The following is a 15,173-nucleotide window of genomic DNA, read 5'->3' as shown; positions in this document are numbered from 1 at the left end:
TCAGCGCCACCCGGCAACAGCGTCAAATAGACGTCCGTCCAAACGCCCCCTGCCAGTCCTGCTCAAACTTCACAATTGCCGCATCCACGGCCGGAGAGGTAATAAACTGCTGCGCCACGTCCAGCGGCAGCGTGATGGATTCGCACCCTGCCAGCAGGCAGTCCAGCGCCTGGCGCGGGGTTTTAAAGCTCGCCGCCAGCACTTTTGACTGCGGGGCATGCAGGGTCAGCAACTGTTGCAGTTCGACCACCGTCTGGATCCCATCCCCGCCCTGCGCGTCCACGCGGTTCACATAAGGAGCCACATACTCAGCCCCCGCCAGTGCGGAGAGCATCCCCTGTGCTGCGCCGTACACCGCCGTACCCAGCGTCGGGATCCCTTCTGCTTTCAGCATTTTGATCGCCGCCAGCCCTTCAGCGGTCACGGGCACTTTCACCACCAGGTCATTGATTATCGCGCGCAGCTTACGTGCGTCTTCCACCATTCCCTCGGCGGTCTTCGCCATCACCTGAGCGAACAGCCGGCCCTTGCCGCCCAGCGCGTCGTGCAGCGCGGGCAGCAGCTCTTCCAGAGGCGTTTTACCCGCCGCCACAATGCTTGGGTTAGTGGTCACGCCCGCCAGCGGGAAGATACGCGCCAGCTTTTTGACTGCCGCAACGTCAGATGTGTCGAGATAAAGTTCCATGATGTCACCCTCAAAATTAGCCTGCACTTACCCTATCACAGCAAAACCTGCTCAGGAATTGACCCATATCAAGATAACTTTCATTCGAAAGTAATTTAATCTTCATATGTAATTCGAGGGCAAGAAAATGATCTTCAATATACAGCGTTACTCCACCCACGACGGTCCCGGTATTCGAACCGTGGTATTCCTGAAAGGCTGCTCGCTGGGCTGTCGCTGGTGTCAGAACCCGGAAAGCCGCTCCCGCACGCGGGACGTCCTGTTTGATGCCCGTCTGTGCCTGGACGGCTGTGACCTGTGTCAGCAGGCCGCGCCGGGGTGTGTTGAACGCGCGCTGAACGGGCTGGTCATTCATCGTGAGAAGCTTAACGACGAGACGCTCACTGCCCTCACCGACTGCTGCCCGACCCAGGCACTTACCGTCTGCGGTGAAGAGAAGCAGGTGGAGGAGATTATGGCCGCCGTGCTGCGCGACAAGCCCTTCTACGACCGCAGCGGCGGCGGGATCACCCTCTCCGGCGGCGAGCCGTTCATGAACCCGGCGCTGGCACATGCCCTGTTTAAAGCCAGCCATGAACAAGGCATTCATACCGCCGTTGAAACCTGCCTTCACGTACCATGGCATTATATCGAGCCGTCACTGCCGTATGTCGATCTATTCCTGGCGGACCTGAAACATGTGGACAGTGACGTATTTAAACAGTGGACCGATGGCTCAGCCAAACGGATCCTGGACAACCTGAAGCGCCTGGCCGCCGCCGGGAAAAAAATCACCATTCGCGTGCCGCTGATCCAGGGCTTTAACGCCGATGAAGCGTCGGTTACCGCCATTACCAATTTCGCCGCCGACGAACTCGGCGTTCACGATATTCATTTTCTGCCGTATCACACGCTGGGCATGAACAAATACACCCTGCTCGGCCAACCCTACTCTGCCCCTGACAAACCGCTGGATAACCCTGCCCTGCTGGACTTCGCGCAGCAGTATGCCTGCCAGAAAGGGTTAACCGCGACCTTACGAGGATAAACTTATGACCACCCTGAATCTCAACACCCTCAGCGAGCGCATCAAGGCGCACAAAACGGCGCTGGTGCATATCGTTAAGCCGCCGGTCTGTACCGAGCGCGCGCAGCATTACACCGAAATGTATCAGCAGCACATGGACAAGCCGATCCCGGTACGTCGCGCCCTGGCGCTGGCGCATCACCTGGCCGAGCGTACCATCTGGATCAAGCATGACGAGCTGATTATCGGTAACCAGGCCAGCGAAGTGCGCGCCGCGCCGATCTTCCCGGAATATACCGTCTCCTGGATTGAGAAAGAGATTGACGATCTGGCGGACCGCCCGGGCGCAGGCTTTGCGGTGAGCGAAGAGAACAAGCGCGTGCTGCATGAGATCTGCCCGTGGTGGCGCGGCCAGACGGTGCAGGACCGCTGCTACGGCATGTTCACCGACGAGCAGAAAGGCCTGCTGGAAACCGGCATCATCAAAGCGGAAGGCAACATGACCTCCGGTGACGCACACCTGGCGGTGAATTTCCCGCTGGTGCTGGAGAAAGGGCTTGACGGCCTGCGCGCGAAAGTGGCCGAGCGCCGGTCGCGCATCAACCTGACGGTGCTGGACGATCTGCACGGCGACCAGTTCCTGAAAGCCATTGATATCGTGCTGGAAGCCGTAAGCCTGCACATCAAACGCTTTGCCGACCTGGCGCGTGAAATGGCCGCAACAGAAACCCGCGACAGCCGCCGCGACGAGCTGCTGGCCATGGCGGAAAACTGCGACATCATCGCCCACCAACCGCCAAAAACCTTCTGGCAGGCGCTACAGCTGTGCTACTTCATTCAGCTGATCCTGCAAATTGAGTCCAACGGTCACTCCGTCTCCTTTGCCCGTATGGACCAGTACCTTTACCCGTACTACCGCCGCGACGTGGAGCTGGACCAGAGTCTGGATCGCGAGCACGCCATTGAGCTGCTGCACAGCTGCTGGCTGAAGCTGCTGGAAGTGAACAAAATCCGCTCCGGCTCGCACTCCAAAGCCTCTGCGGGCAGCCCGCTGTATCAGAACGTCACCATCGGCGGCCAGAAGCTGGTCAACGGTGAACCGATGGACGCGGTCAACCCGCTCTCTTACGCCATTCTCGAATCCTGCGGCCGTCTGCGCTCCACCCAGCCGAACCTGAGCGTGCGCTACCACGCGGGCATGAGCAACGACTTCCTCGACGCCTGCGTGCAGGTGATCCGCTGCGGCTTCGGGATGCCGGCGTTTAACAACGATGAAATCGTGATCCCGGAATTTATCAAGCTCGGCGTGGAACGAGAGGACGCGTATGACTATGCGGCGATTGGCTGCATCGAAACCGCCGTCGGCGGCAAGTGGGGCTATCGCTGCACCGGCATGAGCTTTATCAACTTCGCCCGCGTGATGCTGGCGGCGCTGGAAGGCGGTCGCGACGCCACCAGCGGCCAGGTGTTCCTGCCGCAGGAAAAAGCGCTTTCTGCCGGTAATTTCGGGAATTTCGATGAGGTCATGGCGGCGTGGGATAACCAGATCCGCTACTACACCCGCAAATCCATTGAGATCGAGTACGTGGTGGACACCATGCTGGAAGAGAACGTCCACGATATTCTCTGCTCGGCGCTGGTGGACGACTGTATCGAACGCGCGAAAAGCATTAAGCAGGGCGGCGCGAAGTATGACTGGGTTTCCGGCCTACAGGTGGGGATCGCCAACCTTGGCAACAGCCTGGCAGCGGTGAAGAAGCTGGTGTTTGACCAGGGCGTTATCGGTCAGCAACAGCTGGCGGCGGCGCTGGCGGATGACTTCGAGGGGCTGACCCACGAGCAGCTGCGCCAGCGCCTGATCAACGGCGCGCCGAAGTACGGCAACGACGACGACAGCGTGGACCTGCTGCTGACCCGTGCTTATCAGACCTACATTGAAGAGCTGAAGCAGTATCACAACCCACGCTACGGCCGCGGCCCGATTGGGGGTAACTACTACGCGGGCACGTCGTCTATCTCCGCAAACGTGCCGTTTGGCGCAGCAACCATGGCGACGCCGGACGGCCGTAAAGCCCACACCCCGCTGGCGGAAGGGGCAAGCCCGGCCTCCGGTACCGACCACCTCGGCCCGACGGCGGTGATTGGCTCCGTGGGTAAACTGCCGACGGAAGCGATTCTCGGCGGCGTGCTGCTAAACCAGAAGCTGAACCCGTCGACGCTGGAAAACGACAGCGATCGCCAGAAGCTGATGGTGCTGCTGCGCACCTTCTTCGAGGTGCATAAAGGCTGGCACATTCAGTACAACATCGTCTCCCGCGAAACGCTGCTGGAAGCGAAGAAACACCCGGATCAGTATCGTGACCTGGTGGTGCGCGTCGCGGGTTACTCGGCGTTCTTCACCGCCCTGTCGCCGGATGCGCAGGACGATATTATCGCCCGTACTGAGCATACGCTGTAAAAAAACGCCCGGTGGCGCTTCGCTTACCGGGCCTACATTGTCCCCCCGTAGGCCGGGTAAGGCGAAGCCGCCACCCGGCTTTCTGACTTTCATTCGAAATTAAATTTGTGCTCCCCGTCACCTTGTTATTAGAATGTTTCAAACGCAGTGACCCAGGAGCACAGTATGACCGTAAAAGTTATCGTCACCGATATGGACGGAACTTTCCTTGATGATGCCAAGCAGTACGATCGTGACCGCTTCCAGGCACAGTTTGAGCAGCTTAAAGCCCGCGACATTGAATTTGTTGTCGCCAGCGGCAACCAGTATTACCAGCTCATCTCCTTCTTCCCGGAGCTGAAAGATCAGATCTCCTTCGTCGCGGAAAACGGCGCGCTGGTCTTCGATCACGGCGAACAGATTTTCCACGGCGAACTGACGCGTCATGAGTCGCAGATCGTCATTGGCGAGTTGCTGAAAGACAAAGGGCTGAACTTTGTGGCCTGCGGGCTGGAGAGCGCGTACGTCAGCGATAAAGCACCAGAAGCGTTCGTGAAGCTGATGTCGAAACACTACCATCGCTTAAAACCCATCAGCGATTACCGCGAAATTGACGACGTGCTGTTTAAATTCTCCCTGAACCTGCCGGACAGCGATATCCCGAATCTGGTTGATAAACTGCATGTCTCCCTGGACGGCATCATGAAGCCGGTCACCAGCGGCTTCGGTTTTGTCGATTTGATTATCCCCGGCCTGCACAAGGCCAACGGCATCAGCCGCCTGCTTAAACGCTGGAAAGTCTCACCTCAGGCGTGCGTCGGCATTGGCGACAGCGGCAACGATGCGGAAATGCTGAAGCTGGTAAAATACTCCTTTGCGATGGGCAACGCGGCGGACAGCATTAAAGAGGTCAGCCGTTACACTACCGACGATAACAACCATCAGGGCGCGCTGAATGTGATTCAGTCCGTGCTCGACGCGCACTCCCCGTTCGACGCCTGATCCCCCTACCTGCCGGAGCCTCGCTCCGGCCTCTCACTCTTTTCCCATCCTGTGGCACCCGTCAAGGTTTTAAACTTGCATTAACTTTTTTTTAACTTAAAGTATCACTTGTAGACACTTTTACTTTCGAATGAAAGATGCGAGGCAGTTATGACCTTTACCAGCGAAACGTTGCCAGCGGACCATAAAGCGGCAATCCGTCAGATGAAACGTGAATTATGCGCGCAGATCGGCGACGTGCAGGCGGTGTTCGACCGGCTCAGCGATAAAATCGCCACCCGCGTGGCGGAAATCAACGCTCTCAAAAACAAAGGCGAAACCGTCTGGCCAGTGATCCCTTTTGCCGACGTGAAAAACGGCACGATCACCGCCGAACAGCGCGAAGCCGTTAAACGTCGCGGCTGCGGGGTGATCAAAGGCCACTTCCCGCGCGAGCAGGCGCTGGCGTGGGATCAGTCGATGCTCGACTACCTCGATCTGAACAAATTTGACGAGGTGTACAAAGGACCCGGCGATAACTTCTTCGGCACCTTAACGGCCTCTCGTCCGGAGATTTATCCGATCTACTGGTCTCAGGCGCAAATGCAGGCGCGCCAGAGTGAAGAGATGGCGCAGGTACAGTCATTCCTGAACCGTTTATGGACATTTGAGAGCAACGGTAAACAGTGGTTCGACCCGGACGTGAGCGTGATTTACCCTGACCGCATCCGCCGCCGCCCGCCGGGAACCACCTCGAAAGGACTTGGCGCACACACCGATTCTGGCGCGCTGGAGCGCTGGCTGCTGCCCGCTTATCAGCAGGTGTTCGCCCGCGTGTTTGACGGCAACGTCGAGAAATACGATCCGTGGAATGCCGCGCATCGTACCGAAGTGGAAGAGTACACCGTCGATAACACCACCAAATGCTCGGTGTTCCGCACCTTCCAGGGCTGGACGGCGCTGTCGGATATGATCCCCGGCCAGGGGCTGCTGCACGTGGTGCCGATCCCGGAGGCAATGGCTTACATTCTGCTGCGTCCGCTGCTGGACGACGTGCCGGAAGACGAGCTGTGCGGCGTGGCGCCGGGGCGCGTGCTGCCGATTTCTGAGAAGTGGCACCCGCTGCTGATCGAAGCGTTAACCAGCATTCCGGCGCTGGAAGCCGGTGATTCCGTGTGGTGGCACTGCGATGTGATCCACTCCGTCGCGCCGGTGGAAAATCAGCAGGGCTGGGGCAACGTGATGTACATTCCTGCCGCGCCGATGTGCGAGAAGAATCTCGCCTATGCGAAAAAGGTCAAGGAAGCGCTGGAAACCGGCGCGTCACCGGGCGATTTCCCGCGCGAGGATTATGAGAAAAGCTGGCAGGGCCGCTTTACCGTGAACGATCTCAACATCCACGGCAGGCGCGCGCTGGGCATGGCTTAACCGTCATACAGCCCTTCCCGCTCAACGGCGGTGCGTCGTTTCCCCTGACGTATCCGCCGTACCGACTCCCGCACGGTCAGCGTGCCGTTTAGCAGCAATGTTCCCACCGGCGCATCCGGGCGCATCAGCCGCTGCTGGAGCATATGCACCGCTTCCGTTCCCAGCTCATCACGCGGAACATGTACCGCGGTTAAGGGCACATCCTGAATCGCCGCGAGATTAAAGCCGTCGATGCTCATCACCGAGACATCATGCGGCACGCGCAGACCGTGGTTTTGCAGCGCGCTGATGGTCCCCGCCGCCATAAAATCGCCACCAACCAGGAACGCCGTCGGCAGGTCCTTCCCTTTCTGCTGGTGAAGCCACTCGCTTACCAGCTGCTCCGTCTCTCTGGCGCTGAAGCTGGACACCATCAGCAGGTCGCGCCTGTCGCTGAACCTGAGGTTATGACCGTGCCACGCGTCGCGGATCCCGGACAGGCGCAGCTCCATGGTGTAGCGACGCAGGCACAGCACGTTCATCACCTCCCGGTGCCCCATCTCGAACAGGTACTCCGCCGCCCGCTCGCCAATCGCGCGATGATCCGGCGCGACGGCGGGCAGGCGCATGTGGCGGTCCCGGCAGTTAATCAGCATGCAGGGTTTGCCCACGTCTACCGCCAGATCGTGGATATGCGGATCGTCGATACCGAGGAGGATCGCCGCCTGGGTGTCCGCTTCGTTCATGCGGGCCAGAAACAGCTGGGCATCGCTGTCGTTCTCCTCCAGCGCACAGTAGCGCAGACGCACCTCGTGCGAGGCCAGCCCTTTGCTCACGCTCTGGATGACACGGTAGTAAAAGATGTCGGACCGCTCGTCAAACGCCCGCTGCGGGGCAAACACCACCAGGCTGTTAAGCAGCAGACGCCCCGCCGCCATGCCGTCCATTACCCCCAGCTCCCGCGCGCACGCCAGCACCTTTGCCCGTGCTTTTTCGCTGGTGTTTGCCTTCCCCGCCAGCACGCGAGAAACGGTGCTGATGGAGAGCTGCGTCCGGGCGGCGATTTCGGTGATTTTAAGCCTTTTGTCCATTTTGTGATCTGGCTCCGGATGTGAAATGAAAAAATTTTCACAACTTGTTTATCAGGTAATAACTTGCAAGAAGGCCATAATGCCGAAAATTAAACCTCGGTTATGAGAAATTTTGCACAAAATCCACTATTCCCTGCCCAATTTCTTTCTTAAGGTGAACCTGTCACACAACTTCCATACTAGTTGTATAGCAGCTTAGCGCTCTAAAACAGATAACTTTCAAACGCCTGACGCTGTGTGACACCTGAACCTTTGTCCCCTTACCGTCCGTCTTGTGGAGAAGAAAATGAGTCAGGACATCAATAACACCGTAGCGACAAGCAAAACACGTCGCGTCATCAGGAACCTGCGCTGGTACGTACTGGTGCTGTTTCTTCTCGGCGTGACCGTTAACTACATCACCCGTAATTCGTTAGGTATTCTCGCCCCTGAACTGAAAGAGAGCCTCGGGATCACCACCGAGCAGTACTCCTGGATCGTCGGCGCGTTCCAGATCGCCTACACCATTTTCCAGCCCCTGTGCGGCTGGCTGATTGACGTTATCGGCCTGAAAATCGGCTTTATGGTCTGCGCCGGGATCTGGGCGCTGATGTGTATCTTCCACGCGGGTGCCGGAAGCTGGCTGCACCTGGCGATTCTGCGCTTCTTTATGGGTGCCTCTGAGGCCGCCGCCACGCCAGCGAACGCCAAAACCATCGGTGAATGGTTCCCGAAATCAGAGCGCCCTGTTGCCGCAGGCTGGGCGGGGGTAGGCTTCTCCATTGGGGCCATGCTGGCCCCGCCTATCATCTACTTTGCTCACGCGTCGTTCGGCTGGCAGGGTGCGTTTATGTTTACCGGCGTGCTGGCGCTGCTGTGGGTGATCCTGTGGTGGGCGTTTTATCACAACCCGGAACAGCACCCAAACCTGAGCCGCGATGAGCTGGCGTTTATCAAGCAGGATAACGAACCTGCGCTGGTCAAACTGCCCTTCCTGACCGCGCTGAAAACCGTCTCGAAGAACAAACGGTTCTACGGTATCGCCATCCCGGCCTTTATGGCGGAACCGGCCTGGGCCGTGCTGAGCTTCTGGGTGCCGCTGTACCTCGCCAAAGAGCACGGCATGGACCTGAAGCAGATCGCGATGTTCGCCTGGCTGCCGTTCCTGGCCGCCGACCTCGGCAGCGTGGCGAGTGGCTACCTGACGCGTCTTTACACGCGTCTGTTCGGCTGCTCCCGCGTTAACTCGGTCGTTGCCAGCTCCGTGACGGGCGCGTTCCTGATGATCTCGCTGGGCATCGTGGCCATCACCCGCGACCCGTATATCACCATCGTGCTGATCTCCATCGGCGGCTTCGGGCACCAGATCATCTCCTGCATGCTGAGCGCCCTGGTCGTGGAGTCGTTCGACAAAGGCCAGATGGCGACCGTCAACGGCATGCGCGGCTCGGCGGCGTGGATCGCCAGCTTCCTGTTCTCCCTTTTGATTGGGGTGACCGCCGACAAAATCGGCTTTAACCCGCTTTTTATTGCCATGGGCTTCTTTGACCTGATTGGCGCTGTCTTCCTGGTAGCATTTATTGCTGAACGTCGCGCCAAGCGCGCCTGATAGTGGATGTATTGCATATGAAAACCCTGAAAAACTGGACCGTCGATACGCAGTCGGCGAATCATCTGGAACTGCTAATCGATAACCAGCACCGCCTGTGTCTGTATGTGCTGGAAGAGAATCTGTTCCGTGTGCTGATCAAACGTAAAGGCGAGCTGGCGCTGAACCGCACCTGGAGCATCGCGCCGGAACAAGATGTGCCGTGGGAAGGCCGCCGTCGTGACGATGTCAGCGGCTTCACCTGCCCTGCCTGGACGCTGACGCAGCAGGACGACACGTTAACCGTAGCGACTGAACAGCTGCGCGTCACCGTCCACCAGCCGCTGTGGCTGGAGTGGCACTACCGCAATGAGGCGGGCGAGTGGCAGCCGCTGGTCAATGACCGCCCGACCAGCGCCTACCTGCTGAACGCCCACGGTGACGGCGTGGCGCACTATCTTAGCCGTCGTAAGGATGAACGTTTTTACGGTCTGGGTGAGAAAGCGGGTGATTTACAGCGCAACGGCAAACGCTATGAGATGCGTAACCTGGACGCGATGGGCTATAACGCGGCCAGCACCGATCCGCTTTACAAGCACATCCCGTTCACCCTCACCCGTCGCGATGACGTGAGCTACGGCCTGTTCTACGATAACCTGAGCAGCTGCTGGCTGGATCTGGGTAACGAGATCGACAACTATCACACCGCCTACCGCCGCTGGCAGGCGGAAGCGGGCGATATTGACTACTACCTCTTCACCGGCAAGCGCGTGCTGGACGTGACCAAAGCCTTCGTGCGCCTGACGGGGAAAACGCTGTTCGGACCGAAGTGGAGCCTGGGCTACAGCGGCTCGACCATGCACTACACCGACGCGCCGGACGCGCAAAACCAGCTGATGAACTTCATCCGCCTGTGCGATGAGCATGCCATTCCGTGCGACTCGTTCCAGCTCTCCTCCGGCTATACCTCGATTAACGGCAAGCGCTACGTCTTTAACTGGAACTACGACAAAGTGCCGCAGCCGAAGGTGATGAGCCAGGCGTTCCACGACGCGGGGCTGCGGCTTGCGGCCAACATCAAGCCGTGTCTGTTGCAGGATCATCCCCGCTACAGCGAAGTGGCGGAACGCGGCCTGTTCATTCGTGATTCAGAAACCGATGCGCCTGAACGTTCCAGCTTCTGGGATGACGAAGGATCGCATCTCGACTTCACCAACCCGCAGACGGTGCAGTGGTGGCAGCACGGCGTGACCACGCAGCTGCTGGAGATGGGCATCGACTCCACCTGGAACGACAACAACGAGTATGAAGTGTGGGACGGGGAAGCGCGCTGCTATGGCTTCGGTCAGGAAATCGCCATCAAGCACATTCGCCCGGTGATGCCGCTGCTGATGATGCGCGCCTCGCTGGAAGCGCAGCAGCGCTTTGCTCCGGAGAAACGTCCGTATCTGATCTCCCGCTCCGGCTGCGCCGGGATGCAGCGCTACGTTCAGACCTGGAGCGGCGACAACCGCACCAACTGGGACACCCTGCGTTATAACATCCGCATGGGGCTGGGCATGAGCCTGTCCGGACTGTTCAACGTCGGTCACGACGTCGGCGGTTTCTCCGGCGACAAGCCGGATGCCGAGCTGTTCGTGCGCTGGGTACAGAACGGCGTGATGCACCCGCGCTTTACCATTCACTCGTGGAACGATGATCACACGGTGAACGAGCCGTGGATGTACCCGGGCGTCACGCCTGCGATTCGCAGCGCCATTGAACTGCGCTACCGCCTGCTGCCGTATCTCTACACCCTGCTCTGGCAGGCGCACGCCGACGACGAGCCGATGCTGCGCCCGACCTTCCTCGATCATGAGCACGATGCACAGACCTTTGAAGAGTGCGACGACTTCCTGCTGGGCCGTGACCTGCTGGTGGCCAGCGTCGTCGAAGCCGGGCAGCGCGAGCGCCGCGTCTGGCTGCCGGATAACGAAACCGGCTGGTACGATTTTTACACCCACGCGTGGTATGCGGGCGGGCAAGCGATCGTCCTTGATGCGCCGCTGGAAAAGCTGCCGCTGCTGGTACGCGCCGGGGCCGGTTTGCCGCTCAGCGAACGCATCCGTCACGTGAGCGCCGATAAAGATGATACCCGTGAGCTGAAACTGTTCCCGGTGAAAGGCGTCGGCACCACCGCCGGGCTGCTGTTTGAGGATGACGGCGAAAGCTGGGGCTACCAGAACGGCAATGCGCTGTGGGTGGAATGGGAGATGGTGTGCGACGGCGCAAGTATCAACCTGAAGGTGAATGCGCGCGGCGACTATCGTCCGGCATGGAAGGCGCTGAAGGTGTCATTACCGGCGGGGGAAAAACGTACGCTGCGGGTGAACGGGGTTGAAGGGGGCGAGTGGGTGGTATAGTGCGGCCTGTTGCCCTCACCCTCTCCCACAGGGAGAGGGGATAGAACGTAGGCCGGGTAAGGCGAAGCCGCCACCCGGCTATTTTTTTAACTCTCGATACCTTTACTGCGCAGGTAATCTTCGTAGTTACCGGTGAAGTCCACCACGCGCTCTGGCGTAATTTCGATCACGCGGGTCGCCAGCGAGCTGACGAACTCCCGGTCGTGAGAGACGAAGATCAGGGTGCCCTGATACATCTCCAGCGCCATGTTCAGCGACTCAATAGATTCCATATCCAGGTGGTTGGTCGGTTCGTCCATCACCAGAATATTCGGTTTTTCCATCATCAGCTTGCCGAACAGCATACGGCCCTTTTCACCACCGGAGAGCACTTTGGCGGGCTTTTTGATATCGTCCTGGCTGAACAGCAGACGCCCCAGAATGCTGCGTACCGCCTGCTCGTCGTCGCCTTCCTGCTTCCACTGGCTCATCCAGTCGAAGACGGTCAGATCGTTTTCAAACTCATATTCATGGTCCTGCGCGTAGTAACCAATCTGCGCGTTTTCAGACCATTTCACGGTACCGTTATCCGGTTGCAGTTCACCGACCAGGGTTTTCAGCATAGTGGATTTACCCACGCCGTTGGCGCCGAGGATAGCTATCTTCTCGCCCACTTCCAGCAGCAGGTTGAAGTTTTTGAACAGCGGGCCTTCATCGAAACCTTTGGTGAGGGCTTCCACTTCCAGCGCGTTACGGAACAGCTTCTTGTCCTGCTCGAAGCGGATGAACGGGTTCTGACGGCTGGAGGCTTTAACCTCTTCCAGCTTGATTTTGTCGATCTGACGGGCACGCGACGTTGCCTGGCGCGATTTAGAGGCGTTGGCGCTGAAGCGGCTGACGAAGGATTGCAGGTCAGCAATCTGCGCTTTCTTCTTGGCGTTGTCGGCCAGCAGACGCTCGCGCGCCTGGGTTGCCGCCGTCATGTACTCATCGTAGTTGCCCGGATAAACGCGCAGCTCGCCGTAGTCCAGATCCGCCATGTGAGTACACACCATGTTCAGGAAGTGACGGTCGTGCGAGATGATGATCATGGTGCTGTCGCGATCGTTCAGCGTCTGCTCCAGCCAGCGGATGGTGTCGATGTCCAGGTTGTTCGTCGGTTCGTCGAGCAGCAGGATGTCCGGATTAGAGAACAGCGCCTGTGCCAGCAGCACACGCAGCTTCCAGCCTGGCGCGACTTCGCTCATCGGGCCGTAATGCTGTTCAACCGGAATACCGACGCCCAGCAGCAGTTCGCCCGCACGCGCTTCCGCAGAGTAGCCGTCCATTTCGCCGTATTGCGTTTCCAGGTCGGCCACTTTGTAACCGTCTTCTTCGCTCATCTCAGCGAGACCGTAGATACGATCGCGCTCCTGCTTCACTTCCCACAGCTCCGCGTGCCCCATGATCACGGTGTCGAGCACGGTGAACTCTTCGAAGGCGAACTGATCCTGACGCAGCTTACCGATGCGCTCGTTAGGGTCGAGCGACACGTTACCGAGCGTTGGCTCCAGGTCACCGCCGAGGATCTTCATAAAGGTGGATTTTCCGCTACCGTTGGCACCAATCAGGCCGTAACGGTTGCCGCCGCCAAATTTGACGGAAATGTTTTCGAACAGCGGCTTACTGCCAAACTGCATAGTGACGTTGCTGGTAACTAACACGGAGAGATTCCTGCGAAAAGTGTGATAAACGCGGCATTATGCCACAATTCCGAATTGAGATCCCGTGTTGCGGTAATCCACTAAACTTTAACAAAATCGAAAAAAATGTGATTTCGTACACATCTGAATTCCCAGTTAACGGGAATGCACATATAATGCGCTCCCATTACCGATTCAGACTTATCAACTCATCGCCAGAATGGCTTAGATACCTCGCATAACATGAACATGAAATTAACAACGCTTTTTGCGGCGGCGTTAGCCGTAGTAGGTTTTTGTAAGACCGCGTCTGCGGTGACGTATCCCCTGCCGACAGACGGAAGCCGTCTGGTGGGTGAAAACCAGGTGGTGACGGTGCCGGAAGGGAACTCTCAGCCGCTGGAATACTTCGCGGCGCAGTATCAGCTCGGTCTGTCGAACATGCTGGAGGCGAACCCGGGCGTTGACCCGTATCTGCCGAAAGCGGGTACCGTACTCAACATTCCACAGCAGCTGATCCTGCCGGATACCGTGCACGAAGGTATCGTGATTAACAGCGCCGAAATGCGTCTGTATTACTACCCGAAAGGCACCAACACCGTGATCGTGCTGCCTATCGGTATCGGTCAGCTGGGTAAAGACACTCCGCTGAACTGGACCACCAAAGTGGAGCGTAAGAAAGCGGGCCCAACCTGGACGCCGACCGCCAAAATGCACGCTGAGTACATTGCTGCCGGCGAACCGCTGCCAGCCGTTGTGCCTGCCGGCCCGGATAACCCGATGGGTCTGTACGCGCTGTACATTGGACGTCTGTATGCCATTCACGGTACTAACGCCAACTTCGGTATCGGCCTGCGCGTAAGCCACGGCTGCGTGCGTCTGCGTAATGAAGACATCAAATTCCTGTTCGATAACGTGCCGGTCGGTACGCGCGTGCAGTTCATTAACGAACCGGTGAAAGCGACGTCAGAGCCGGACGGCAGCCGTTACATTGAAGTGCATAACCCGCTGTCCACCAGCGAAGATCAGATCAACAACAACGAAATCGTACCGATTAAGCTGACCAGCGCGGTGCAGTCCGTCACCTCTCAGGCGGATGTTGACACGACCATCGTTGATCAGGCGATTCAGAACCGTTCCGGTATGCCGGTGCGTCTGAACTAATCGTGAGAATTAAAAAAGCGGGCCGCGGGGCCCGCTTTTTTTTATCCGTTATTCACGATAACGATGCCGCCATGGTCATAGCGATAGTGACAATGGGCGTACTCCAGCGGCGTACCATCTTCAAGATAGATCACCTGCTCTACCTCCAGCACCGGGTCGGTTGGCTCGCAGACAAGGTGTTGCATATCCAGCGTACTGGGCTTCAGCGCCCGCACCACCCGATACGATCCCATGATCTTCAGCCCCAGCGTCTCCTGTACATACCGGAATACCGAACTTTCAAGATGGGTTTTGTTCAGACCGGGCACCAGATTGAGCGGCATTACCGTAGCGTCCAGAGACATCGGCTCACCGTTCAGTAAACGCAGACGGATAAAGTCATAGATCGGCGTATCCGGATTTATCATCAGCGACGCCTGCTCTTTCTCGTTCGGGAAGCGCAGTTCGAAGTGCACCACCTGACTCGTCACCGTGCCTAAATGTTCCCAGGTTTTGGTCGCCCCGAAGTAGTCGCTGCCGGAGAGATCCCACTGGGAAAGCTGGAGGAAATTTTTGCGGATGAACGTGCCCTGCCCCTGTCGGGTATAAACCAGCCCTTCTACGATCAGCTGACGCATCGCCTGCTGAATAGTCATCCGGCTGGTGCTGAACTCCGCCGCCAGCGCGAACTGGTCCGGCAGAGGTTCATTGGCGGCGTACTGCTGGGTGATAATGCGTTTCTTAATTTCCCGCGCTATGGTGATGTACTTCGCCGCCATCGTCCTTCCTTAAA

11 protein-coding genes are annotated in these 15,173 nt (G+C 58.3%); 7 read left to right on the top strand and 4 right to left on the bottom strand.

Translation table 11 applies throughout. The features are described 5' to 3' along the window. Positions 1 to 22: 22 nt before the first annotated feature. Positions 23 to 685: a fructose-6-phosphate aldolase gene (fsa, locus tag AC4OVU_RS07530; protein WP_017384896.1), complete on the bottom strand. Its 663-nt coding sequence runs from the start codon at positions 683 to 685 to the stop codon at positions 23 to 25. A 127-nt stretch (positions 686 to 812) separates the two neighbouring features. Between fsa and AC4OVU_RS07525 the strand changes: the two genes are divergently transcribed. From AC4OVU_RS07525 to AC4OVU_RS07510, 4 genes are all read left to right on the top strand, one after another. Then, positions 813 to 1,712, top strand: a complete 900-nt coding sequence (locus tag AC4OVU_RS07525) for a glycyl-radical enzyme activating protein (protein WP_023296177.1) — start codon at positions 813 to 815, stop codon at positions 1,710 to 1,712. 4 nt (positions 1,713 to 1,716) lie between these two features. Beyond that, the gene (locus AC4OVU_RS07520; protein WP_023296176.1) at positions 1,717 to 4,149 is read left to right on the top strand and encodes a formate C-acetyltransferase/glycerol dehydratase family glycyl radical enzyme; all 2,433 of its coding nucleotides are present in this window, start codon (positions 1,717 to 1,719) and stop codon (positions 4,147 to 4,149) included. Positions 4,150 to 4,314: 165 nt separating this feature from the next. Further along, on the top strand, positions 4,315 to 5,130 hold the full coding sequence (locus AC4OVU_RS07515) for a Cof-type HAD-IIB family hydrolase (protein ID WP_032620018.1): 816 nt from the start codon (positions 4,315 to 4,317) through the stop codon (positions 5,128 to 5,130). A 150-nt stretch (positions 5,131 to 5,280) separates the two neighbouring features. Beyond that, the gene (locus tag AC4OVU_RS07510) at positions 5,281 to 6,537 is read left to right on the top strand and encodes a DUF1479 domain-containing protein (RefSeq protein WP_491928650.1); all 1,257 of its coding nucleotides are present in this window, start codon (positions 5,281 to 5,283) and stop codon (positions 6,535 to 6,537) included. Here the strand turns inward: AC4OVU_RS07510 and AC4OVU_RS07505 are convergent. Next, on the bottom strand, positions 6,534 to 7,607 hold the full coding sequence (locus tag AC4OVU_RS07505; protein WP_032653065.1) for a LacI family DNA-binding transcriptional regulator: 1,074 nt from the start codon (positions 7,605 to 7,607) through the stop codon (positions 6,534 to 6,536). The genes AC4OVU_RS07510 and AC4OVU_RS07505 overlap by 4 nt on opposite strands. A gap of 286 nt (positions 7,608 to 7,893) precedes the next feature. Here AC4OVU_RS07505 and AC4OVU_RS07500 point away from each other — a divergent pair, with 286 nt between their 5' ends. Next, the gene (locus tag AC4OVU_RS07500; RefSeq protein WP_110292719.1) at positions 7,894 to 9,195 is read left to right on the top strand and encodes an MFS transporter; all 1,302 of its coding nucleotides are present in this window, start codon (positions 7,894 to 7,896) and stop codon (positions 9,193 to 9,195) included. 17 nt (positions 9,196 to 9,212) lie between these two features. Beyond that, positions 9,213 to 11,576, top strand: coding sequence for a glycoside hydrolase family 31 protein (locus tag AC4OVU_RS07495; RefSeq protein ID WP_129541528.1), 2,364 nt, complete (start codon positions 9,213 to 9,215; stop codon positions 11,574 to 11,576). An 86-nt stretch (positions 11,577 to 11,662) separates the two neighbouring features. Here AC4OVU_RS07495 and AC4OVU_RS07490 read toward each other — a convergent pair whose 3' ends face one another. Then, positions 11,663 to 13,258 carry an ABC-F family ATPase gene (locus AC4OVU_RS07490; protein WP_003858434.1) on the bottom strand — a complete coding sequence of 532 codons (1,596 nt, stop codon included), beginning with the start codon at positions 13,256 to 13,258 and terminating at the stop codon, positions 11,663 to 11,665. Between the two features lie 222 nt (positions 13,259 to 13,480). Here AC4OVU_RS07490 and ldtB point away from each other — a divergent pair, with 222 nt between their 5' ends. Beyond that, the gene (gene ldtB, locus AC4OVU_RS07485) at positions 13,481 to 14,401 is read left to right on the top strand and encodes a L,D-transpeptidase (protein WP_015571042.1); all 921 of its coding nucleotides are present in this window, start codon (positions 13,481 to 13,483) and stop codon (positions 14,399 to 14,401) included. 41 nt (positions 14,402 to 14,442) lie between these two features. On the opposite strand, the gene AC4OVU_RS07480 is transcribed toward ldtB, so the two are convergent. Then, positions 14,443 to 15,159: a GntR family transcriptional regulator gene (locus AC4OVU_RS07480; RefSeq protein WP_110292717.1), complete on the bottom strand. Its 717-nt coding sequence runs from the start codon at positions 15,157 to 15,159 to the stop codon at positions 14,443 to 14,445. Positions 15,160 to 15,173 lie beyond the last annotated feature (14 nt).

This window comes from Enterobacter sp. 6722112 (assembly GCF_058661685.1).
This window is presented reverse-complemented; position numbering and strand designations above follow the sequence as displayed.